14 protein-coding genes and 1 CRISPR repeat array are annotated in these 22,600 nt (G+C 72.0%); of the genes, 4 read left to right on the top strand and 10 right to left on the bottom strand.

What is annotated here, in order from left to right; translation table 11 throughout:
- Positions 1-58: 58 nt before the first annotated feature.
- Positions 59-2,680 (top strand): valine--tRNA ligase, encoded by a 2,622-nt coding sequence (gene valS / locus UA75_RS21330; RefSeq protein WP_318533262.1) that lies wholly within the window; start codon positions 59-61, stop codon positions 2,678-2,680.
- A 563-nt stretch (positions 2,681-3,243) separates the two neighbouring features.
- Here the strand turns inward: valS and UA75_RS21335 are convergent.
- The 4 genes from UA75_RS21335 to UA75_RS21350 all read right to left on the bottom strand — a co-directional run bounded on the left by UA75_RS21335 (position 3,244) and on the right by UA75_RS21350 (position 8,032).
- Positions 3,244-4,551, bottom strand: a complete 1,308-nt coding sequence (locus UA75_RS21335; RefSeq protein WP_075741775.1) for an ABC transporter permease — start codon at positions 4,549-4,551, stop codon at positions 3,244-3,246.
- Positions 4,548-5,291 (bottom strand): ABC transporter ATP-binding protein, encoded by a 744-nt coding sequence (locus UA75_RS21340; RefSeq protein WP_232251103.1) that lies wholly within the window; start codon positions 5,289-5,291, stop codon positions 4,548-4,550. The genes UA75_RS21335 and UA75_RS21340 overlap by 4 nt, the downstream gene beginning before the upstream one ends.
- Positions 5,292-5,302: 11 nt before the next feature.
- Entirely contained in the window at positions 5,303-6,358 is a 1,056-nt protein-coding gene (locus UA75_RS21345; RefSeq protein ID WP_232251104.1) for an efflux RND transporter periplasmic adaptor subunit, read from the bottom strand.
- Between the two features lie 584 nt (positions 6,359-6,942).
- Positions 6,943-7,270: direct repeats of the CRISPR family, unit length 23 nt; unit sequence GGAACACCCCCGCGTACGCGGGG.
- Between the two features lie 147 nt (positions 7,271-7,417).
- Positions 7,418-8,032: a LysE/ArgO family amino acid transporter gene (locus UA75_RS21350; protein WP_075741776.1), complete on the bottom strand. Its 615-nt coding sequence runs from the start codon at positions 8,030-8,032 to the stop codon at positions 7,418-7,420.
- Positions 8,033-8,097: 65 nt separating this feature from the next.
- Here UA75_RS21350 and UA75_RS21355 point away from each other — a divergent pair, with 65 nt between their 5' ends.
- The gene (locus UA75_RS21355) at positions 8,098-9,036 is read left to right on the top strand and encodes a LysR family transcriptional regulator ArgP (protein ID WP_232237354.1); all 939 of its coding nucleotides are present in this window, start codon (positions 8,098-8,100) and stop codon (positions 9,034-9,036) included.
- Positions 9,037-9,219: 183 nt separating this feature from the next.
- Here UA75_RS21355 and UA75_RS21360 read toward each other — a convergent pair whose 3' ends face one another.
- From UA75_RS21360 to UA75_RS21380, 5 genes are all read right to left on the bottom strand, one after another.
- Positions 9,220-11,283: an ATP-binding protein gene (locus UA75_RS21360; protein ID WP_075744047.1), complete on the bottom strand. Its 2,064-nt coding sequence runs from the start codon at positions 11,281-11,283 to the stop codon at positions 9,220-9,222.
- Positions 11,284-11,471: 188 nt separating this feature from the next.
- Entirely contained in the window at positions 11,472-11,630 is a 159-nt protein-coding gene (locus tag UA75_RS33290) for a hypothetical protein (RefSeq protein ID WP_157434346.1), read from the bottom strand.
- Positions 11,627-12,352 carry a DUF4255 domain-containing protein gene (locus UA75_RS21365; protein WP_075741778.1) on the bottom strand — a complete coding sequence of 242 codons (726 nt, stop codon included), beginning with the start codon at positions 12,350-12,352 and terminating at the stop codon, positions 11,627-11,629. Before UA75_RS21365 ends, UA75_RS33290 begins: the two co-directional genes overlap by 4 nt.
- Positions 12,353-12,539: 187 nt before the next feature.
- Positions 12,540-15,656 carry a hypothetical protein gene (locus tag UA75_RS21375; protein WP_232237355.1) on the bottom strand — a complete coding sequence of 1,039 codons (3,117 nt, stop codon included), beginning with the start codon at positions 15,654-15,656 and terminating at the stop codon, positions 12,540-12,542.
- A 180-nt stretch (positions 15,657-15,836) separates the two neighbouring features.
- A complete protein-coding gene (locus UA75_RS21380; protein WP_083683427.1) occupies positions 15,837-16,469 on the bottom strand; it encodes a helix-turn-helix transcriptional regulator in 633 nt (210 codons plus the stop codon).
- 183 nt (positions 16,470-16,652) lie between these two features.
- On the opposite strand from UA75_RS21380, the gene UA75_RS21385 reads away from it, so the two are divergent.
- On the top strand, positions 16,653-18,047 hold the full coding sequence (locus tag UA75_RS21385; protein ID WP_198042801.1) for a hydrolytic protein: 1,395 nt from the start codon (positions 16,653-16,655) through the stop codon (positions 18,045-18,047).
- 194 nt (positions 18,048-18,241) lie between these two features.
- On the opposite strand, the gene UA75_RS21390 is transcribed toward UA75_RS21385, so the two are convergent.
- On the bottom strand, positions 18,242-19,066 hold the full coding sequence (locus UA75_RS21390) for a 50S ribosomal protein L11 methyltransferase (RefSeq protein WP_075741781.1): 825 nt from the start codon (positions 19,064-19,066) through the stop codon (positions 18,242-18,244).
- Between the two features lie 412 nt (positions 19,067-19,478).
- On the opposite strand from UA75_RS21390, the gene UA75_RS21395 reads away from it, so the two are divergent.
- Entirely contained in the window at positions 19,479-22,097 is a 2,619-nt protein-coding gene (locus tag UA75_RS21395) for a helix-turn-helix domain-containing protein (RefSeq protein WP_075741782.1), read from the top strand.
- Positions 22,098-22,600: the final 503 nt, after the last annotated feature.

Below are 22,600 nucleotides of genomic sequence, written 5' to 3' on the forward strand. Positions count from 1 at the left end.
GGTCACGTCGAGCCCGTCGCCACATCCAGAGTCATCGAATGATCGAGGTGCAACCCGCGTGCCTGTGAACACGCCGAACATGCCGGAACGGCCGTCTCTGGACGGTCTCGAGGCCAAGTGGACGGACCGATGGGAGCAGACCGGGGTATACCGGTTCGAGGCGCCCGGCGATCGGGCCTCGGTGTTCTCGATCGACACCCCGCCGCCCACGGTCAGCGGCTCGCTGCACGTCGGCCACGTCTTCTCCTATACCCACACCGACATCGTGGCGCGGTTCCAGCGAATGCGCGGCAAGCACGTCTTCTACCCGATGGGCTGGGACGACAACGGCCTGCCCACCGAACGCCGCGTGCAGAACTACTACGGAGTGCGCTGTGAGCCCTCGCTGCCGTACGACCCGGAGCTGCCGGTGCCGGAACCGGTGGTCAAGAAGGGCGCCCGGCCGATCCTGAACGTCTCGCGACGCAACTTCGTCGAACTGTGCGAACGGCTGACCGCCGAGGACGAGCAGGTCTTCGAGCAGCTGTGGCGACGGCTGGGTCTGTCGGTGGACTGGTCGATGACCTACACGACCATCGGCCGCGACGCGCAGCGCATCTCGCAGCTCGCCTTCCTGCGTCTGCTGACGAACGGCGAGGCGTACCAGAAGGAGGCGCCGACGCTGTGGGACGTCGGTTTCCGCACCGCGGTGGCGCAGGCCGAGCTGGAGGACCGGGACCACGCGGGCGCCTGGCATCGCATCGCCTTCACGGGCCCGGACGGCGAGCCGGTGTTCATCGAGACCACCCGGCCCGAGCTGCTGCCCGCCTGTGTCGCGCTGATCGCGCACCCGGATGACGAGCGGTACCAGTCGTTGTTCGGCCGCACCGTGACGACGCCCGTGTTCGGGGTGGCGGTCCCGGTGCTCGCCCACCCGGCCGCTGAGCCGGATCGCGGCGCGGGCATCGCGATGTGCTGCACCTTCGGCGATCTCACCGACGTCCTGTGGTGGCGGGAGCTGAACCTGTCCGCCCGCACGGTCGTCGGCCGCGACGGCCGCATCCTGCCGGACCCGCCGGCAGGTCTCGACGACCCCGAGGGCCGCAAGGCCTATGCCGAGCTGGCGGGCGCCACCGTGCACACCGCGCGGGAGCGGGTCGTCGCGATGCTGCGCGGCAGCGGCGATCTCGACGGCGAGCCGCGTCCCACGGTGCGGCCGGTGAAGTTCTACGAGAAGGGCGACAAGCCGCTGGAGATCGTCTCCAGCAGGCAGTGGTTCATCCGCTCCGTCGATCACCAGGAGCGCCTGCTCGAACGCGGCGCCGAGCTGACCTGGCACCCGTCGTACATGAAGGCCAGGTACGACGACTGGGTGCGCGGGCTCACCAGCGACTGGCTGATCAGCAGGCAGCGCTTCTTCGGCGTGCCGTTCCCGATCTGGTACCCGCTGGACGAGCACGGCGAGCCGGACCTGTCGGCGCCGATCCTGCCCGCCGAGAACGCCCTGCCCGTCGACCCCTCCTCGGACACGCCGCCCGGCCACACCCCCGACCAGCGCGGCGTGCCCGGCGGCTTCGTCGGCGAGAACGACGTGATGGACACCTGGGCGACGTCCTCCCTGAGCCCGCAGCTGGTCTGCGGCTGGGAGTCCGATCCCGAGCTGTACGCCCAGACGTTCCCGATGGACCTGCGGCCGCAGGGTCACGACATCATCCGCACCTGGCTGTTCGCCACCGTGCTGCGCGCCGAGCTGGACGCGCACACGCTGCCGTGGCGGCACACCGCGTTGTCCGGCTGGATCCTCGACCCGGACCGCAAGAAGATGAGCAAGTCCAAGGGCAACGTCGTCACGCCGATGGGACTGTTGGAGCAGTTCGGCTCCGACGCGGTGCGGTACTGGGCGGCCAGCGGCAGGCCGGGGACGGACACGGCCTTCGACGAGGGCCAGATGAAGATCGGCCGCAGGCTCGCCATGAAGCTGCTCAACGCGGGCAGGCTCATCCTCGGCTTCCCCGCCCCGGCGGCGGACGCGGTGGTCGACCGGCCGTTGGACCGGGCGATGCTCACCGCGCTCGACGAGGTGGTGCGCTCGGCCACCGAGGCGCTGGAGGACTTCGAGTACACGACGGCGCTGGAGAAGACCGAGCGCTTCTTCTGGTTCTTCTGCGACGACTACCTGGAGCTGGTCAAGCAGCGCGCCTACGGCGATCTGGCGGAGGACGGGGCGCCGGGCGGCGCGGAGTCGGCCCGGCTTGCGCTGCGCACGGCGTTGTCGACGCTGCTGCGGCTGCTCGCGCCGTTCCTGCCGTATGCGGCGGAGGAGACCTGGTCGTGGTGGCACGACGACTCGGTCCACGCCGCAGGCTGGCCTGCGGCGGACGCGGCGGGCGCCGCCGTCCGGTTCGGCCCGCCCGCCGCCGGGCAGGAGGGCTCGGACGCGGCCGAGGAGGTCTCCGCCGACGAACTGCTCACCTCGGCGAGCGCGGTGATCACCGCGATCCGTCGGGCGAAGTCCACGGCGAAGCGGTCCATGCGCACGCCCGTCCGGCTGGTCCGGGTGCAGGGACCTGCGCTGTCGCTCTCGGCGCTGCGCGCCGCCCAGGACGACGTCCGGGCGGCGGGCACGGTGCGGGTGCTGGAGATCGGTCCGGCCGAGGGCGCCGAGCTGAGCATCGAGGTGACGCTCGAAGCCGAGGAGTGATCGGCCTCGCGCCGACCTCGGATCGCGCCGGGACCTGACTCGACGTCGGGTGCCGGCGCGGCTCCTCGACCGGTGGCCGTCTCCCTGCCGGGGCCTGGCTCGGACGCCGTGATCGCGTCGGCATCAAGGGGCGACGGAAGCGAGACGAACCGCGCCGGGGAGTCGCTGTGGCGGTGTTCCGGGCGATCCCCGGCCCACGCCACGGGCGCCGATCGACGGCGGGACCGAGCAGGCTCGGCGGGCCGAGACCGGGCGCTCTCGATCGACGAGCCGGAAGCGGCGGAGGCGGGTCTCCGGACGAGTGGTCCGGTCCTGCGTTCGAGCGGGTCGGTGTCCGATGTGGACGGCGGTCCCGCTCATCGGCCGCCGATCCGACCCGGGCGGCCTCCAGACGGCGTCGACGCGCCGCCGCCCGGCCCCGGGCCTGCTCGTCGGCGCTCGTCGACGCGGAGGCAGGTGCATCCCGGCATCGCCTCGACATCAGCACCCGCGAACACCGGCTCAGACGCGGACGATGCCCCGGCGCCGAGGGCGGCCGGGGCATCGTGCGACGAGCGCTGCCGTCAGGCGCGCATCACCGTGGCGATCGGGATGCGGGCGGCCCGGATCGCCGGGATCAGCCCGCCCAGAATGCCCGCGATCAGCCCCGCGACGACACCGGAGACTCCTGCCTGCCAGGGGAAGGCCAGATCGGCCAGCGCGGGATTGCTGCCGCCCATGATCATCGAGATGGCCTGGATGCCGACGGCTCCCACACCGATCGCCGCAGCTGCGGTGATGAGCCCGGTCAACAGGGTCTCCGCGAGCACGATCCCGGCAAGCAGCATGCGGGAGGTGCCCACCGCTCGTCGGAGCGCGAACTCCTCGATCCGCTCCCCGACGGTCGCCAGCCCGACGTTGAGGATGCCTGCGATGCCGATGAGCAGGACCAGCGCCGCGAGTCCCAGGAACACCATCTGCATCATCGCCAGCTGATCCTCGGCGTCGGCGCGCGAGGTGATCACCCAGGAGCCCATCTCGTCGGTGTTCGCACCGGCGGCCGAGAGCCTGCTGCGCAGCAGCTGCTCGACGTCGGCGGCCGCGGGCGACAGGTACACCTCGACGTTGCCGGGCTCGGTGCCCGCCGCGTCGTCGCCGGTCGGCTGCCAGTTGAACATCTCGTCGGCCCGGACGTAGGCGGCGGGGCCCCAGCCGCCGTCGTCGACGACGCCGACGATCTGCGGGGTCAGGTTGGCGGTCGCGCTCGGCACCCGCATCTCACCGGGGATGTCGTGCATCTCGAAGCCCTCGGCGGCGTGCTCGTTGAGGACGATGCGCGGCGCGAAGGAGGGTTCGCCCTCGAAGTCCAGCCAGTCGCCCGAGATCGGCCGGAAGGGCCGGAACGTGGTGAGGTCGCCGGACAGCGAGGTCAGCATCAGCTCGATGGCCTGGCCGGTGGGCAGACCTGCGTTGGGATCGGGCTCGTCGTAACAGCCGGAGGCGTCGCAGTAGGTCATGCCGCCGTAGGAACCCGGCATGTCGAGCGGGGTGGCACCCGGATTGATCGGCGCGACGCCCGGCTCCCCGATGATCGCGCTCTCCGAGCTGACGGCCACGGCGTCGTCGCGCCCGGCCAGCAGGTCCTGCGCGATCCCGGTGCTGCTCTCGTGCCGCGGCAGGTAGACCCGCGTCGTGCCGTCCACACCCTCCAGCAACTCGATGTCGGCGAGCATGGCTCGCTGCGCGATCTCCGCGCCTGCCTGCACGGCGACGACGGCGAGCACGCCGAGGAACAGGCTGACCATGGACAGGAAGGTGCGCAGCTTGCGCGCCCGGATGCCCTGCCCGCCAATGATGAGCGACGACCGCAGCCGCCCCGACGTACCGATCACGCGACGGCCTCCCCGCTCGACTCGACGAGCCTGCCCGAGTCGAGCTGGACGATGCGCCCCATCCGGGCGGCGTGCGCGTGGTCGTGGGTGACCAGGACGAGGGCGCAGCCTCGGTTGGTCGTCTCCAGCAGGGCGTCGATGACGATGCGTCCCGTCTCGGTGTCGAGGGCTCCGGTCGGTTCGTCGGCCAGCACGATCCTCGGCTCGCGCACGAGGGCCCGCGCGATCGCCACCCGCTGCTGCTCGCCGCCGGACATCCGGGGCGGCTTCTGCTTGGCCAGATGCGCGATGCCGACCTGTTCGAGCGCGGCCTCCACCTTCGCCCGCCGCTTGCGACGCGGCAGCCAGCCCTGCCCGTTGACCAGCGCCATCGCGACGTTCTGGGCCGCAGTCAGGTGCTTGAGCAGGAAGAAGCGCTGGAAGACGAAGCCGAACTCGGCGCTGCGCAACGCGGCGGCCCTTCGCTCGGGCAGTCTGGTGATGTCCTGATCGCCCAGGTGGTAGGTGCCGCCGTCGGCCCGGTCGAACAGGCCGATGAGGCTGAGCAGCGTGCTCTTGCCGGAGCCGGAGCGGCCGAGGATCGCCACGCTCTCCCCGCCGTGGACCGTGAGGTCGACGTCCGTGAGGATGTTGCGCGGCTCGCCCTGCCCCTTCAAGGTCTTCGTGAGGCCGGCGAGGTGGATCAGTCGGGGGTGGAGCTGCCCGGTCAACGGTTCCACTCGCGGCAGCTGCTGGGTCACGTCGTCCGTGATCACGGCTGCGGCGCCCCGCTCTCATCCGGGCTCGCACCCTCGCCACCGGGCAGGTCCTCGCCGGGCGGGATGCTCGGTCCGGGCACGGCCAGCGTCTCGTCACCGGTGAGACCGGAGACGATCTCGATCACCTCGCCGTCGCTGAGCCCCAGCTCAACGTCGGTGGTCCGTCGTTCGCCGTCCGCGTCGAGCACGTCGACGCGCCCCCGGCCCTGCGCACCCGCGACGGCCTCGACCGGAACCACCAGGGCGTCGGTGACTCGCTCGCTGATCAGCTCCAGCGTCGCGGCGGCGCCGTTGATCAGCTGCACGTCGTCGGGGGCCGCGCACACGACCTGCATCGGCGTCGCCTCGGACGGCTGCTGACCGGGACGCAGCTCCGGGGCGCCAGCGCCTGCACCGGCGCCCGCACCCGCGTCGTCCCCCGGCGCCTCGGCGTCTCCGGTGTCTCCGCTGTCCTCGGTGTCGTCCGACTCCGGCTCCGGGATCGTCCCGGCGGGCAGCGCGGCGATCGTGCCCAGCACCGTGCAGGGAAACGGGCCGGGGCCGTTCTTGATCTGTGCCTCCACCGAGGCGAGCGCGTCGCTGATCTGATAGGCCTGCTCACCGGTGACCTCGGCGACGATGCCGTAGCCGCCCAGCCGCGCCGACACGATCGGCATGTCCGCTCTGACGTCGGCGCTCTCCTCCACGAGCCTGCCCGCGAAGGCCGCGCCCGCCGGGATGTCGACCGGCGTGGCTCCGTTGCCGTTCCAGATGTTGGCCACCCGCGTCGCGATGGTGGGCGTTCCCGTCACGGGGACGAGATCGAAGAATCGCACCTCGCCGTCCACGGGGGCGACCAGACCGAAGACGGGATTCATCGTGACCTGAGCGTTCAGGCTGAGCTGGCTGGTGAGGTCCTGTCTACTCGGCGTCGCAGTGGTCATGATCGTGCCGCGCTGGGCTAAATCGGGATTCTGTGCGTCCGGTGTGGACGACGAGCATGCCGTCGTCACCGTCACCGTCACGACTCCGAGCGCGAGAGCGCTGAAGAAGCTGTGCTTGCGCACCATCTGCCCCCAAATTCATGGATGGGTATCGCTCACCTAGACGCCTGTCTCACATCGCACGTTGCATGACACCGCGAGGAACAGGCCGGAAAGACGATCTTTCGCCGATGCCGCCGCCGTGATCGAACCGTGGACGGCATCGGCCGTTCGGCCGCCAGAGAGAACCGCAGGCCACCGCGGTGTTTCGCCGGGGATGCCTTCGCCGCCCCCGACGGTTCCGAACTAGCGTCGAGCTGACTATACACCTGAGTTATACACCGGATTCACAGTGCCCGTCCGAGTCCGTTCTCGGCAGAACGCGACCGGGCGAGGATCGACGACGGTGTGGCAGTCCCAGAACAGGCTGGCGGGGTCTTTGCGGTGCCTGGCTGGGATTCCCGGCTGGGATTCTCGGGAGAACGGCCTGCCACACGTTCTCCGAACGGCGCGCGGACGCGGTCCCCGCCGACATCTGCGCGAGGCCGGGGCACGAATTCGACGTCGGCGACTCGAGGTCAGCGGGTCGGGAACATGCCGGGATCGACTGGGCAGTCAGCACAGAACGAAAACACGGACGCTGCTTTGTCGAGCCCGGCAGCAGCACAACCGGAACAGCCCCGCGTACGCGGGGAGGACTGCCCTCGATCAAGGTTCGAGAGCTTGGTGTCTGGAACACCCCCGCGTACGCGGGGAAGACCAGACGCTGACCGCCTCGACCACCCAGGCCGACGGAGCACCCCCGCGTACGCGGGGAAGACATGTTCCGTCAGCTCATCCCTGCTGGCGCAGCGGGAACACCCCCGCGTACGCGGGGAAGACACCGCCGGTTCGCGGACGCGCACCTGCTGATCCGGAACACCCCCGCGTACGCGGGGCAGACAAGCCGGAGCAGCGCGAAGGGATCGAGTACGAGGGAACACCCCCGCGTACGCGGGGCAGACGCTTCCTGACCAGGCATTCTACTGGCCGGTAACTGAATTCTCCTTCACTTGCGATCAGTCTAGGCCGCGATCAGCAGATCGATCTCGCGGTCGTCCGCCCACGACCGCGCAAGCGGACGAACAGAGAGCCGCCGGATTCAGCTCAGCCGCCCCGCACGATCAGCAGCACGCCCAGCGTCAGCATCGTCGCCGCCACCAGGGAGTCGAGCACCCGCCACGACGCAGGCCTGGTGAAGAAGCCGCGCAGCAGGCCCGCACCGAAGCCGAGGGCGACGAACCACAGCACGCTGCCCGCCATCGCGCCCGCGCCGAACCACCAGCGCTGGTCCTGCCAGCTGTTGCCGACGGTGCCGAGCAGCAGCACCGTGTCCAGGTAGGTGTGGGGGTTCAGCCAGGTCACGGCGAGGCAGGTCAGGACCGCGACCCGCCAGGACTCGACGGGGGCGGCGTTCGCGGGATCGAGCGACGCCGGGCGCAGGGCGCGGCGGGCGGCCAGCAGGCCGTAGCCGAGGAGGAAGGCCGCGCCCAGCCAGCGGACCACGGTCGCGGCGGCGGGGATCCGTTCCAGCACGGCGGTCACCCCGGTCACGCCGAGGGCGATGAGCACGAGGTCGGAGGCGATGCAGATCGCGACGATCGGCAGGACGTGCCTGCGGAGAATGCCCTGGCGCAGCACGAAGGCGTTCTGCGCACCGATGGCGACGATGAGGGACAGGCCGGCACCCAGGCCGGCGACGACGGGAGTCACGACGGGCATGGGTCGACGCTAGGTCGACGGCTCGCATCAGTACAGCTAAGGATTCTTCAGTATCATCAGCGTTCGTGATGCCTGATCTGCCCGCCGAGCTGGTGCACACGCTCGTGACGGCCGTCGACGAGGGCACCTTCGACGCGGCGGCGCGGGTGCTGCATCTGACGCCGTCGGCGGTCAGCCAGCGGATCAAGCTGCTGGAGCAGAAGACCGGCCGAGTCCTGCTCATCCGGTCCAAGCCGGTCCGGCTGACCGAGTCGGGCGCGATCGTCGCCCGGTACGCCCGGCAGCTCACGCTGCTCGCGGGCGACGCACTGGCCGGTCTCGGCACGGCGGGCAGCGGTCAGCCGACCACGATCTCCGTCGCGGTCAACGCCGACTCGCTGGCCACCTGGTTCCTGGACGCGCTCGACCCCGAGCCCGCCGGGATGCGCATCCGGTTCGACCTCCGCCGCGAGGATCAGGACCACACGGCCGAACTGCTTCGGCAGGGGGTGGTGATGGCGGCGGTCACCTCCTCGGCCCGGCCCGTACAGGGCTGCACGGTCCGGCTGCTGGGGCACATGCGGTATCAGGCCATGGCGTCCCCCGAGTTCGTCGCGCGCAGGCTGGCGCACGGGCCGCTCGAGCAGGTGCTCCCCGAAGCGCCGATGATCGTGTTCGACACGAAGGACGACCTCCAGGACGGTTTCCTGCGCAGGATCACCGGACAGGAGATGCGGGGTCCGGTGCGACACGTGATCCCGGAGTCGGCGGTGTTCTGTCAGGCCGTGGTGAACGGGATGGGCTGGGGGATGCTGCCGACGATGCAGGTCGCGGCACTCCGCAGGCCTGCGGCGCTCGTGGAGCTGGCGCCTGAACACCCGGTGGACGTCGCCCTGTACTGGCAGCACTGGCGGCTCGACTCCCCGCCGCTGGCCGCCGTGACGGACGCGGTGGTGCGCGCCGCCGCCCGCACGCTGGTTCCCGGCCGCCCCGCCGCGCCGGGAGCCGACGTGCGGCGGGACTGATCCACGACGGCGGCTCGTCCGCAGGCCCGGAGATTCGGTCCCTGCCCTCCTGTTGCGCGGGCCCGCGCGGCGATCTGCGGGGGCATCGTCGGTCACCATCACTCCGCCATGGCTCTCGCCGGTCGCCGTGCAGTTCGGCCACGCCGATCCCGCTCCCGACGGAGCAGGATCACGGACCGGCCCTCAACTCGACAGCCACGGCCCGAACTCGGCGTCCAGCAGCAGCCTGCCGAGTTTGCGGTACTCCCGGCGGACCGCGTTGATCAGGTCGGCCATGCGCACCGGCCGGTCGGCCTCGGCGGCCAGATAGGCGGCGCTGATCGCGCAGGCGCGAATCGAGCCGCCGGACAGTTCGAAGGACTCCGCGCAGAACGGCAGGTCGATGTCGTCGGCCCTGGGCAGTCGGGTGCCGAGGCAGCGATCCCACAGGGCGAGCCTGGCGCTCGCGGCGGGCATCGGGAAGTCGGCGACCACGTCGAGTCTGCGGATGAAGGCCTCGTCCAGGTTCGCTCGCAGGTTCGTGGTCAACACCGCGATGCCGTCGAAGGACTCCATGCGTTGCAGCAGATAGGCCGATTCCATGTTGGCGTGCTTGTCGTGCGAGTCCTTGACCTCCGATCGCCTGCCGAAGATCGCGTCGGCCTCGTCGAACAGCAGGACGCCGTTGACCCCCGCCGCCTCGGTGAAGATCCGCTCCAAGTTCTTCTCGGTCTCCCCCACGTACTTGTCCACCACCGTCGCCAGGTCCACCACGTAGAGGTCAAGGCCGAGCTGCGCGGCGAGCACCTCCGCCGACATCGTCTTGCCGGTGCCGGACTCGCCCGCGAACAGGGCGAGCACGCCGCGCCCGCGCCCGCCGCCGGGGCGCATCCGCCAGCGACCCAGCACCGTCTCGCGGTGGGCGGCCCGCAGCGACAGCTCGTGCAGCCTGCTGCGGGTCGAGTCGGCCAGGACCAGATCGTCCCAGCCGACGTCGGGAGTGATGCGCCGCGCCAGCCGTTCCAGCCCGGCGGCGTTCTGGGCGCGCACCCCGGCCCGCAGGTGCGCCGGGGTCAGCGGGCCGCCGTCGACGACGGCGAGCCCGGCGGCGGTCCGCGCGGCCTGCCGCACCTGCTCGGCGCCGAGTCGGTAACCCGCGAGCAGGCCGCCGGGCACCTCCGCTCCGGTGAGTCGGCCGCCCGTGATCTCGGCGACGGCGTCGCGCCACAGTGCCGCCCGATCATCCGAGGTCGGAACCGGAACGGCCACGGTGATCGGCGAATCCTCCGTCCACTGCGGGTCCCAGCCTCGAACACCGTGCAGCAGCACCGGAATCCACTCGGCGAGGGCGGCGAACGCGGGCAGCAGCGGGCGGCGCTCCGGGCGGGCGGGGTCCAGCGTCTCGACCGGGCCGAGGATCAGGCCCGCACCCCGCAGCCGCGCCTCCCTGGCGACGAGCAGCAGCAGGTCTCGCAGCGCCGAGGACTCGGTGACCTGGATCAATCGCGTCGCATCGATCACCAGCGCGTCCCGGCGGGCTGCGGCGAGCGTGGCGACGGCCGATGCGGCACCGTCGCCGTCGGGGGCATGCAGGTAGAGCAGCCGCGTTCCGGTGGCGAGCACGGCGGCCAGCCGGGCGGGCAGCGCATCGGGTTCACCGCCGCCGGTCCGGCGCGAGTCCGTGGCGACGAGCCGCAGCAGCCCGGCGAGGTCGGCGTCCAGGGCATCGTGCCCGAGCAGGTGGGCGACCACCCGGTCCGGCACCCGCAGCGATCGGCTGAGCATCGGCCGGTCGGTCTCCTCGACACGGAGCAGCCCGCCCGCGATCAACGGCGCGTCGGGGGCGAGCCGGAACCGGCCGCGACCCGCCTGCGGCAGGTCGGCGAGCTCCAGCGCGAGCGCGACGGTGGCCCGCCTGCGGGTGACGTCGTCGTTGAGGTAGGCATAGAGCCGCTCGAACCGACCGTCCAGATCGGGGGCGAGCGCGATCAGCAGCAGGTCGACGTCGAGCCGGGAGAGGCCGAATCGCCGGGCCAGCACTCCCAGTCTCGTCGCCGGAAGTTCGTCGTCCACAGTCGACGGCCGATCGTCCCCGTTCGTCCCGGCGGGCGGTGCAGGCCGGTCGGCGAGGATGCGCAGCACGGCCTCCTCCGAGAGATACAGCCCTCGGTACGGGTCGGCGGGCTCGGGGTCGGCCGCGCGTCGAGCTGCCACCAGCCCTCGGACCTGCTCCTCCACGGCGGCGAGTCTGCGCAGCAGGTCGCGCAGTCCCCGCTGCTCGGCCGCCGCCGAGCCTGCCCCGTCGTTCGGTGCGGGCTCGGCGGCGGCGGACCTCGGCGTCCCCGCGTCCGCGTCGCGGCCGATCTCGGCCGAGGCTCCGTCGTCGACCGCAGGCGCGGCCGCATCGGGCAGCTCGCGAGCCCGCACCGTCGGGCCAGCCGCCTCGCCCCGGCCGGTCACGGGGCCGCCGCCGAGCAGGACGCGCAGGCCCGATCGCCGCCCGCCCCGGTCCGGTCCGGGGCCTGCCCGGTCAGGTTGCGGGCCGCATCGCCGTGGCAGCCGGGCTCGCCGGGCGGGATCCCGGTGCAGGCTCCGCGAATCTCCGGCACGGTCATCGGAGGCGGCCCCTGCGTCGCCTGCTTCGGGAGCCTTCCGGTCGGGGTCGGGTCGGCCCGAAGCCGTCGCCCTGCTCGACCGGCGTGACGACGTCGGGTTCGGCCATGTCCTGGTAGCGCAGCCTGCGGATGCGCGCGGAGTCGGTGTCGCCGTGCACGTCGCGGGTGCGGATGATCAGCCCGTCGGTCACCGGCGGCGCCGTCGTGGTCTGCTCCCCGGCCATCGGAGCCAGGACGCGGAGGTCGACGGCGGCCTTGAGCTCACCGCCCAGTGCCGACCAGAGGTCGGCGGCCGATCGGTTCTCCCCCACCGGTCCCGCCGCGTCGAGCGACACTCCCAGCCCGAGTTCGGCCAGCGTCCCGCCGAGGTGCGCGGCGGGGAGCACGTCGTGTCGGATCAGGCAGCCCAGCACCGCCGACAACAGCCGGTGCTCGTCCTGCGGCCGGGTGGTCCACGCGCTCACCAGGTAGGAGAGCTGGAACCAGCGCGGCGGTTCTCGGCGGGTGATCGTCAGTCCGTCGGCGGCGAACTCCGCCGTCGGGTTCGATCGACGGCGGGTGGCGTCTTCGCGGATGTCGTAGAGGAAGACGTTGATCGTGGGCGACGTCCGGCGCGCCGCCCAGTCCCGCGTCGGCGCGTCGAAGGCCACGTCGATCTCCCCACCGGGGAAGACCTCGGCGGTCAGCAGCCTGCGCAGTCCCTCGTCGACCTCGTGGATCACCGTCGCGCCTCTCCTGCCCTCGGCGAGGCGGGCGGTTCTGCCTGCACTCGCAGTGCCGCCGACCCGACCGCGGCCCGGCAGGCACCTCGGTCCCGCCACCCCGCCCCGCCGGGCGAGTCGCCGGGCAGGTCGGCGGACGAGCTGGTCACACCGCGCCCGACCGGCAGCCGCCCGGTGATCGGACTCCTCACCGCCGCCTGCCGAGGTCGGGCGGACTCATCGTGCTCGCCACGACCAGGAAGTCCGTGGTCACCGAGCCGAATCCCGCCCCGGCGGCGGTGATGACCCTCGGCCCGAGCAGGTCCTTGGGCACTACGAGAAGCTGAGCGGCGAACGTGCCGTCGCCGCCGGGGACGGTCGGCGCCGCAGGGGCGGTCTGTCCGGGGTCCCAGGTCAGCTCGACCGGAGTCCCCGGTGGGAAGTCGACGCCGCGCACCGAGGTCACGAAGCCGGGATCGCCGACGTCGGGCACCGCGACGATGCGCGGCTGCAGCACTCGCAGCAGGGCGTCGTCTCGGTTGTCGGTCGGGTCGTCGTCGGTGCCCGTGGTGGTCAGCACGGCCGCGACGGGGGTGCGTATCGCCTCGGTCGGCGCGAGGGTCACCCGGACCATGATGGTGACGCCGGGCATCAGGTCGCCGAGCAGGCACTCCGTAGCCGAGCAGCCGGGCCAGCCCCGCTCCAGCGGAACCGAGGCGGGCAGGCCGAGCGCCAGCCGCAGCCCGGTGGCGGGGATCGGACCTCGGTTGCCGACGGTGTAGGTGACGACGGCCGTACCGCCCACATAGGACGGATCGGGGTCGATCGCGACGGACACCCGAGGCCCGGCCGCCACGGGCGCCGACGGCGGGACACCCGACGGCGGCCCCGACGGCGGGCCAGGGGGCGGTGCAGGCGGCGGGCCGGGCGGCGGCTCCGGAGGCGGCTCCGGCGGCGGCGAGGTGTCGGGCGGCTCGACGACGACCCAGACGCCTGCGGTGTCGTCGGCGGGATCGGCGTCGAGCACGCTCCCGCCGACCGTCCAGTCGACGCGGTGCGTGCCCTCGTCGAGCCCCGCCACCTCGACGACGACCGGCACCGACTCCCCCGGCCCGAGCAGCCCGAGATCGCAGCGAGCCGTCACGAGCACGCACTCCCCGCGCGGGGCGGTCAGCCCGACGGGGCGCAGTCCGGGCGGGATCGTCACGATCAGTTCGGTCGTCGGCGACGGCGACGGGCCCTCGTTCACCACCGGGACGAGGATCTCGACCTCGCCGCCCGCCTCGACGGGTCCGGGCGGCGGCGGCGCACTGGTCGAGAGGTTCACGCTGCGCCGCCAGCCGGGCTCCTTCTGTCTGCCCGGCAGATCCCAGGCGAGCGGGGTCAGCTCGCCGGTGGTCAGGCTGAGGATCTGCAGGCCCTCCGGCGTCTGCGGATCGCCGTCCCGCCTGCTGGTGAGCACCAGCGCCCCGCCGTCGGGCGAGAAGGAGGCGTCCCTCGGCTGGAAGGGGCCGGTCGTCGGCCCGGTGACCAGCTCGGTCTGACAGGTGGCGCCCGCCGCAGGCAGCAGCACCGCGCAGTCCGTGCCGTCGACGTCCACGGTGAGCAGTGCGTCATGCTCCCGGTTGAACACGATCCGCGAGCCGTCCGGCGAGAACGCGGCGCTGTCGTCGGCGACGTCGCAGTCGAATCCGCAGGCGAGTGCCGAGAGATCGGTCTGTGCGTCCGGATCGGCGACCGAGGCGGTCCAGATGTGCCCGTCCCGCTCCTCGTCGTCGAAACCGCCCGTCACCAGGCCTCGGGTGAAGGCTAGCGTGCTGCCGTCCGGGGACCACGTCGGCTGGGTGTCGTCCTGGTCGGCCTGCTCCGGCGGCGGTGTCACGACGAAGCGCACGGCGCCGGTGTCCACCGCGACGACGACGATCCTGGCAGGTCCGGCATCGGGGCGGAGGCCGCCGGGGCTGCGCCGGGCGAAGGCGACGAACCGACCGTCCGGGGAGAAGGTCGCGTCGGTCTCCCAGTCCGTCGCGGCGCGGTCGGCCACCGGGAGCGGCCGAAGGTTCGTGCCCTCGGCGTCGACGAGCCAGAACCGTTGGACCCGTCCGGCGGGGCCGTCCTCGAATCGAGTGAGGACGAGCTGTCGACCGTCCGGCGAGTAGGCCTGCCGATGCGTCCACGGATCGAAGCCCGGGTTGGGATACCACATGCGGCGAGCGTCCTCGGTGATCGCCGGGTCCTCCCGCAGGACGGCGACGCCCAGGTCACGGGGGTCGGCGCCGGTCGGCCGGACGTCCTGGAGGGTGGCGGTGTGCTGGTCGACGGCGCTGGTGCGGGCGACGACCAGCCGGGGTCCGTCCGCCCCGCCGAGCCAGGCGGGCGAGTCGGCGGCCCGGTCCTCCTGTAACAGCAGCTCCGGCGCTTCGCAGACGGGCAGGCAGCCGCCGAAGGGCACCCGGTAGACGCGGTCGACGTCGTCGAGCTCCGGTTCGCCCGGCGTGTCGGGCACCCGGTTGCGGCTGACGAACAGCACGGCGCCGCCGTCGGAGTCCCAGGCGGGCTCCCGGCTCGTCCAGGATGCGTAGTCGCCGCCCAGCAGCGGAATCACCTCGCGCTGGGTCACCTCGACGAGCCGGACGCTTCGATCCTCGGTCGGGGAGTCCAGGGTGTAGGCGATCACGTCGTCGACGGGATGCCAGCTCGGTTCGACGGCGGCCCCGGTCGGCTCGTCGGTGACCGGCAGGACCGCCCCGCCGGTCGCGGGCAGGCGATGGATCTCCCGGCCGCGCCCGTCCCCGAGGTCGGCGCTGAACGCGATCGTCGCACCGTCCGGCGAGAAGGTCGGGCCGGTCTCGTCGGCGGGCGTGTCGGTGAGGCGACGAAGGCCGCCGCCGTCGGTCCCGACCACCCACAGGTCACGCTGGACGCCCGTCCCGTCGCCGGTCGGCTCGGCCGACTCGAAGACGACCCGGCCGAGATCCGGCGACAGCTCGGGCGCGGCGGCGTCCCGACCCTGGGTCAGCCGCCGGACGCCGCCGTCCGGTGCCCGCAGGTAGACCTGCGGCCGGGCCTCGTCTCGTCGGCTGGTGAACACCAGCCACTCGCCCCGCGCCGCCGGGTCCTGATCGAAGTGGGCCGGGCCGGGGCCGAACAGAGGTTCGGAGGCGGCTGTGCCGCCGGGCTGCGGATCGAGGACCGCGCCGAGGCTGCGGTGGTCGGTGCCCGCGAATGCGATCCGGTCGACGAGGTCGTCCGCAGGCGGTTGCTGTGCCTGGGCCGGGCGTTGCGGCGGGGCCACGGCCAGGCCGAGCAGCAGCAGCCAGATCACGGGCACGACTCGACCGCGAGATCGGTCGCGTGCACGGGATTTCCGGATCACCGTCGCCGTCCTCTACCGATTCGAGCAGGCTCTCGTCACGATCGATTCTCGTCCCGGCGGCACTCGGCCGCCGAGACGCCGCAGGCAGGGCACGGGGTAGTCATGTCGAGACTTTCGGGCACCGCGAGATCAGATCAGTCCGTGCCGCATGACATAGGCGACGGCGTGGGTTCGATTGCGCAATTGGAGTCGCGTAGTGACCTCGTAGAGGACGTTCTTGACCGTCCGTTCCGAATAACAGAGCTTGGTGGCGATCTCGCCGGTGTCGAAACCCTCCGAGATGAGTTGCAGAACGTCGATCTCCCGAGCGGTCAGCGCCGACATGGTCAGTCCGCGCGGATCGAGGACCTTGCGCTGCAGCTGACCCATCTGTTCGAGGAGCCTGCCGAGGAGGTCGCCGGGCAGCACACCCTCGCCTCGGGAGGCCGCCGTGATCATGTCCACCAGTCGGTCCTGGCTGGCGTCGACCCGCCGGAGCACGCCCGCCACTCCGCACTCGATGGCCAGGGACAACGCGTTCTGCTCGACCTGACCGACCACCAGGCCGGTTCTGCTCGTCCCGGACTGCCGCAGCCGCCGCAGGAGTCGGGTGGCGCCGTCGTCCAACCGGTCGACGACCACCAGGGACACCGCCGCCCGCGACTCCTCCTCCGGCAGTCGCAGCACCTCCACCTCGGGGCGTGACCGCAGCTGAGAGGTCACGCCCGCCTGGGAGATCGGGTCCTCCGCGTACAGGGCCACCGGGACTCGTTCGATGCTCATCGGTCTTCCTCCTCATGAGGGTCCTTCGGCGCCGCGACGGGTCGCCCGGGCTGATCGACGTCGGCAGGCGGCCTTCCCGGCCGCAGGGGGCAGGGCCGGGCGGCAGAACGGGCACCATGAATGCCCGGCAAGCAGCGCGATCTGCCCTGCCAAGCACGCGACCTGCGGCCTAGCGTCGGCACTGTGACCACCTCAGCGGAGTTCGAACCACTCATCGTGGTCGTCACCCCCGGTGAGGAGGCGACCGCGATGCTCACCGTGCGCAACGGCGGCGACATCGTCGAGGCGTACGAGTTCGAGGTGGTCGGAGCGTGCGCGCCGTGGACGACGGTGGAGCCCGCCCGGCTGTCGCTCTATCCGGGGACGTCGGAGACCGTGCGGATCGTCCTGCGTCCGCCCCGGTCCTCGGAGGTCCCGGTCGGCGAGATTCCGCTCGCCGTCCTGGTGACCCCGGCGGAGCGGCCGGAGACGAGGGCCGTCCCGGAGGCGACGGTGGTCGTCCGGGCCTTCCGGGAGCTGACCGCCGAGTTGGTGCCGCAGGTCCGGCGGGCCCGTCGCCGCGCTCGTCACCTGGTGGTCGCCCGAAATCGGGGCAACACGCCGCTGCTGATCGCGCCGGACGATCTGCGGTTCGTCGATGGCGAGGAACAGCTCCGGTTCGCCACCACGTCGGCGCCGACGACCCTCGACGCGGGAGCGAGCGCGGAGATCGCGCTGCGCGTCTCGGCCCGGCGGCTGAGGTGGTTCGGCCGACCGGTCGTCCGACCGTTTCAGGCCGTGGTGACCGCATCGGACCCCCCGAGCACAACGGAGGCAGCGGACACCGCCGAGACGATCGTCGAGACCGCCGACGCGGCTGAACCGGTCGATGCGCAACCGACGTCGGTCACGATGGACGGCCAGTTCGTGCACCTCGCCGTACTGCCGCGCTGGCTGTTGTGGCTGTTGGGCGCGCTCCTGGCCCTGCTGCTGCTGTGGTTCGGCCTGGTCCGGCCCGCCGTGCAGTCGGCCGCTCGCGAAGCCGCCCGGGAACGCACCGAGGAGATGGCGGAGGCGGGCGAGATCCCGCAGGCGCCGCCCGGCCCCGACGCGGGTGACGAATCGAGCCCTGGCACGGGCGGCGATCCGGACTCGGAGGCTGACAGCGGGTCGGAGACCGACGGTCGGCCCGGCGGGTCCGAGGACGGCGACGACGGGCGTGGGCCCGGTCTCGGCGAGGGCGAACAGCTCTCGGTCACGATCGAGGTCGAGACCGACGAGGGCGACGTCGAGACGGGCGTCCACACCGTCGCGGCGGACCGATTGTTCCGCGTCACCGACGTCCTGGTGTCGAACTTCCAAGGTGACGAGGGGATCGTGACGATCACTTTCGACGAGACGGTGGTCGCGACGATCGCCCTGGAGACCTTCCGCAATCAGGACTACCACTGGGTGACGCCGATCGACGTCCCCGAGAGCGCCGACATCGCGGTACGCGTGGAGTGCGACCAGCCCGGCACCCCCGCCTCCGGCGAGCAGGCAGCAGGCTGTGTCGAACTGGTGCACGTCAACGGAAGCGTCGTGATCCTCGACGACTGACCGGACTCGCCGCGACGACGCCGAGCCGATTGCCAGGTGAATCGCTCGCATCCTCGCTCCCGTCCGAAGGCACCGTCTCCGCGCCGTCGCGGGGCGGAGGCTCCCACCCCCCACCCAACCGCCCCGACCGCCCGCAGGCCATGAAGATCCACCTGCGGAACTGTGTACTTCCGCCGGTTCTGCCGGACTGTCGGTCAGGAACCCACATGATCGCGCCCTTCGTCGTGGCTCAGCCGAGATCCGCCCAGCCCGGCCGGGCAGGCGTCCCACGAGCCCGACTTCGGCCGCACCAGCGCGGCAGGCGCGTCGCAGACAAGTTCGAACAGCAGATGGTCGACCTCGATCTCCACCGCGGCGCCGTTCACCAGGGCGCGACGCGGTGCCGCCTCGGACGCCGCGATCCGCAGGCGCCAGCCGTGTTCGGCGGCGAGATCGCCGAGCACGGCCCGACCGCCGATGTCGTCGAACCCGAGGAACGCCCGGCCGCCCTGGGCAAGCCGGGAGCGGACCCCGCCGACGAAGGCACGCACGCCCCGCAGGCCGGGGTCGAAGTAGGCCGCGCTGAGCGCGCCGTCGTGCACATGGTCGTCGGCGACCTCGATGAAGGGCGCGTTCCAGAACACCAGGTCGAAACGATCGTCGGCACCCAGCGGCTCGAAGACCGAGCCGCGCAGGACCGTCAGCTGCTCGGTGACCCCGTGCAGTTCGGCATTCAGTCTCGTGTTGGCGACGGCCTGCGGACTGATGTCGACGGCGACGGCGGTGGCGAGGCCGTGGAGCAGTCCGTGCACGGCGGTGATGCCGCAGCCGCTGCCGATCTCCAGCAGGGTCCCGCCCGTCGGATACGGCAGCGCGGCCGTACTGACCTCTGTGGACGGTGAACAGGCAGGCGAGTACACCTCGTCCTGCACCACCCACGTTCGTCCCAACAGGACGACCATCCGTTCGCCCGCCGTTCTCGATGCGACCAGCGATTGTCTGCCGATCGCCTGGCCGAGTCCCCCCCAGGACGGCTTCATCCGCTCTCCTCTCCCTCGTCGCCGTGCATTCGGACTCACCCCTCGGCACGCCGAGGGCCGCCGAATGCCGAAGTCTGCTTGCGCTCGCAATCACGTGACTGCATCGCATTACGCTGACTGCCGCATCGGAATGAGCCCGATGGCGGCGCTAAAATGGGTTCCATGCAACTCGGTGGCTCCCTGAATGACCAGGAAGGAGGACCGGCAGAACTCCGAGGGCACTTCTGCCGGTGATCCACGCCGCAGAAGTGCGCGAGACCGAACACCGACCATGCTGCCGACACCGCTGCCGGCAGGATCATCGGCGGCGGCCTCGCGTCGGAAAACGCCGAAGTCTCCGTCCGCGGGGATGTCCACGAGAGTCGAGCCGACACGAGCAGCCCGTACGTGGCGTCCGGATGGTGAGCGAAGAATGCCGAACGCGGGCGCGTCCGCGGCAGGTCGTCCTGCCGTCTTCGGCGACCTGCTGATCAGTCGTCGCCGCGCCGCACAGCTCACCCAGGAGGAGCTGGCAGCACGCTCGGGGCTGAGTGTCCGCGCGATCAGCGACATGGAACGCGGGCGGGCCCTGGGCCCGCAGCGTCGCACCGTCGCGGCGCTGACCGACGCCCTCGAGCTCGATCCGGCGGCCGCCAGGGAGTTGGAGGCGGCGGCCAAGGCCGGGAGACACCGGTCCTCCGGTGCCGCGACCACCGGCTCGGCGACCGCAGGCGCCGCCGTGTCCGCAGGTGCGGAGGGCCCGGCGACGACGGCTCCGCCGACCGGGCGTTCCCGCCGGACGTCCGGCGCCTCGGCGGACGACACGGCGGGACAGCAGTCGACAGTCCCCCTGCAGACGACCGAAGGCAGGTTCCGCTGTGATCTGCCACCCGAGGTCGGCGACCTGACCGAACGCGGCACCGAACTGCGCAGACTGCGGCGGCTGGCGGCGGCCACCGCCGCGGAGACCCATCGGGGCGCCACGATCGTCGTCCTGTTCGGCGCACCGGGCGTGGGCAAGACGACCCTGGCCGTGCGGGCGGGCCACGAGCTGGCCGAGGAGTTTCCCGACGCCCGCTTCTTCGTGAACATGCGAGGCATGGACGCCGAGCGGCTGACGCCGGGGCAGGCACTGGGCAGGCTTCTGCTGGCGCTCGGCGTGGAGCAGGCCCGGATTCCCGACGACACCGACGATCGGGCGGGTCTCTATCGATCTCTGCTGCACGACCGCCGAGTGCTGCTCGTGCTGGACAACGTCGGCGACGAGGCACAGATCCGGCCGCTGCTGCCCAGCGGCCCCGGCTGCATGGTGCTGCTCACCAGCCGTCGGGTGCTCTCCGGGCTGGAGTCGGTGCACCGGCTGCTCCTCGACGTCCTCTCGCCGTCGGGCGCCGTCGAACTGCTCGAATCGATCATCGGACCGGAGCGGGCCGCACGGGAGCCCGCGGCGACGACCAGGGTCGCGCAGCTGAGCGGCTGCCTGCCGCTGGCGCTGCGGATCGCGGGCAATCGACTGGCCAGCAGGCCGCGATGGAGCGTCGGCTACCTGGTGTCGGCGTTGTCCGATCAACGGCGGCGGCTGACCGCGCTGACGGCCGGGGATCTCCAGGTGCGGGCGGCATTCGAGGTCTCCTATCGGCAGTGTCATCACTCGGTTCGCCGGGTCTTCCGCAGGCTGTCCCTGCTGTCGGGGTCGGACTTCGACGTCGATCAGGCCTCGGTGGTGGCCGAGACCGACCCGGATGTCGTCGAGGTCGTCCTGGAGGAACTGGTCGACGCGAGCCTCCTCGGCACGGCACCGGTCGGCGACCGCTACGTGCTGCACGACCTGCTGCGGCTCTTCGCAGGCGAGCGGCTGGCCGAGGAGGAGGCGCCCGGCACCGTCGGACGGCTGGCGGGGCTGGTCACCGGCTGGTTCCTGCACAGCGGGGTGCTCGCGGGGGGATTCTTCGTCCCGGAGGGTTTCGACGGCCATCCGGCCCCGAAGGCGCCGCAGCCGGTGGCGGTGATCCACAGCCTGGACCAGGCACGGAACTGGCTCGACGCCGAACAGCCCAACTGGCTCGCCGCCCTCCGCCACGCGACCGACACGGGCAGGCACGCCGAGGTACTGGCGTTATGCCGCGCCCTGCACTGGTATTCCGACGTCCGTTCGGAGAGCGGCCTGTGGCAGGAGGTGTTCGCGCGAGGAGTCACGGCGGCCCGTGCGCTGGGCAGCAGGCTGGACGAGGCGGTGCAGCTCAACTACCTGGGCTGGGCGCTCAATCGAGTGCCCGGCAAGCAGAATCAGGCCTACTCCGTGCATCAGGAGGCGTTACGCGCCTCGCGTGACGTCGGCGACGAGCGGGAGGAGGCCTGGTCGCTCCAGTACTGCGGGCGGACCAGGCTCACCGCCGACCGGCCGATGGCGGCCGTCGAGTTCTTCGAGTCCGCGATGGCCCTGTTCCGCCAGGTGAACTATCGACTCGGCGAGCACATCACCGCGTCCTTCCTCGGACTCGCCCTGCGCAGGCTCAAGCGGCTTCCCGAGGCGATCCGGCTCCTGCACGAGGTCACCGAGTACTTCCGCGAGGCGGACGACGGGACCCAGGACAACTCCCTGGCCGTCTCCCTGATGCGGCTCGGCGACACGCTGGAGATCGCGGGGCAGTTCTCCGAGGCCTATGACGCCTTCCGGGAGGCCGAGGCATTGTCGACCCGACTCGACGTCCCGTTGTGGGCGGCCGAGGCGGCATTCGGCTGCGGCCGGACGGCCGCCGAACTCGGCGAGCCCTCGGCCGCGCACCGTCATCTCGTGGTGGCCGCATCGGGCTTCGCCGCGTCCAACGACGACACGAGCCGAAACCAGGTCCTGCGTCGTCTCGCCACGCTGATCGAGACGGCGGACCCGCCCGTCGGCTGGACGGCGAGGCAGGACACGCTGGCCCTGCTCGACGGGCTGGACGGCGCGGCGGCTGCGGAGCTGACCGCGCTGATCTCCGGGAATCGGACGCAGGCGGCGGCACCACACGAATCGGCCGACGTGGAGACCGGCGAGGAGACGGCGAGCTGACTACGGGGCGACCGGGCTGACGGCACGGCGAGCAGGCACCGGCTGCGGAGGCGGCAGGCCTGTGCGTGCCGTACACCCTGGCACGGTCGGTGCCCGAGTCCGCCGACGTCCGCTTCCTTGGCGCCGCTGGACCGGGCCCGCTGCTGGGGCGTCTCCCAGGCCGGGGCCTGTCCTCGACTGCGCGGCGCCGCGCACCGGGCCCGCGATCGACCCGAATCGGTTCCCGGCACCGGGTCGCCCTCGTCCCGGTCTGCCTGCGCCGATCCCGCTCCACAGCCCGACTCGGCTCGACATTCGGTGGGAAGGCGCATTCCCGCTGAGCAGCCAGGACGAGTACCCTCCTCGCACATCCGGCCGATCCGGGCCGGGTGCGCCATGCCGACGCCGGGTTCCGCCCGGCAGGCCGAGACCGTCAGGACGGCGGTCGCCCTCCCCACGTCAGTGGGGGTGTTCCAGGGTGGGTCGGGGCTCTCCTCGACGTTCCTCGCAGACCCTCTCCCCAC

The sequence above is a fragment of the Actinoalloteichus sp. GBA129-24 genome (genome assembly GCF_001941645.1).
GTDB lineage: Bacteria > Actinomycetota > Actinomycetes > Mycobacteriales > Pseudonocardiaceae > Actinoalloteichus_A > Actinoalloteichus_A fjordicus.

Excerpts from the sequence above, each read along its gene's own strand:
- UA75_RS21345 (WP_232251104.1), bottom strand. The coding sequence starts at position 6,358 with ATGGTGCGCAAGCACAGCTTCTTCAGCGCTCTCGCGCTCGGAGTCGTG.
- UA75_RS21350 (WP_075741776.1), bottom strand. The coding sequence starts at position 8,032 with ATGCCCGTCGTGACTCCCGTCGTCGCCGGCCTGGGTGCCGGCCTGTCC.
- UA75_RS33290 (WP_157434346.1), bottom strand. The coding sequence starts at position 11,630 with ATGACCGTGCCGGAGATTCGCGGAGCCTGCACCGGGATCCCGCCCGGC.
- UA75_RS21380 (WP_083683427.1), bottom strand. The coding sequence starts at position 16,469 with ATGAGCATCGAACGAGTCCCGGTGGCCCTGTACGCGGAGGACCCGATC.
- UA75_RS21390 (WP_075741781.1), bottom strand. The coding sequence starts at position 19,066 with ATGAAGCCGTCCTGGGGGGGACTCGGCCAGGCGATCGGCAGACAATCG.
- UA75_RS21395 (WP_075741782.1), top strand. The coding sequence starts at position 19,479 with ATGCCGAACGCGGGCGCGTCCGCGGCAGGTCGTCCTGCCGTCTTCGGC.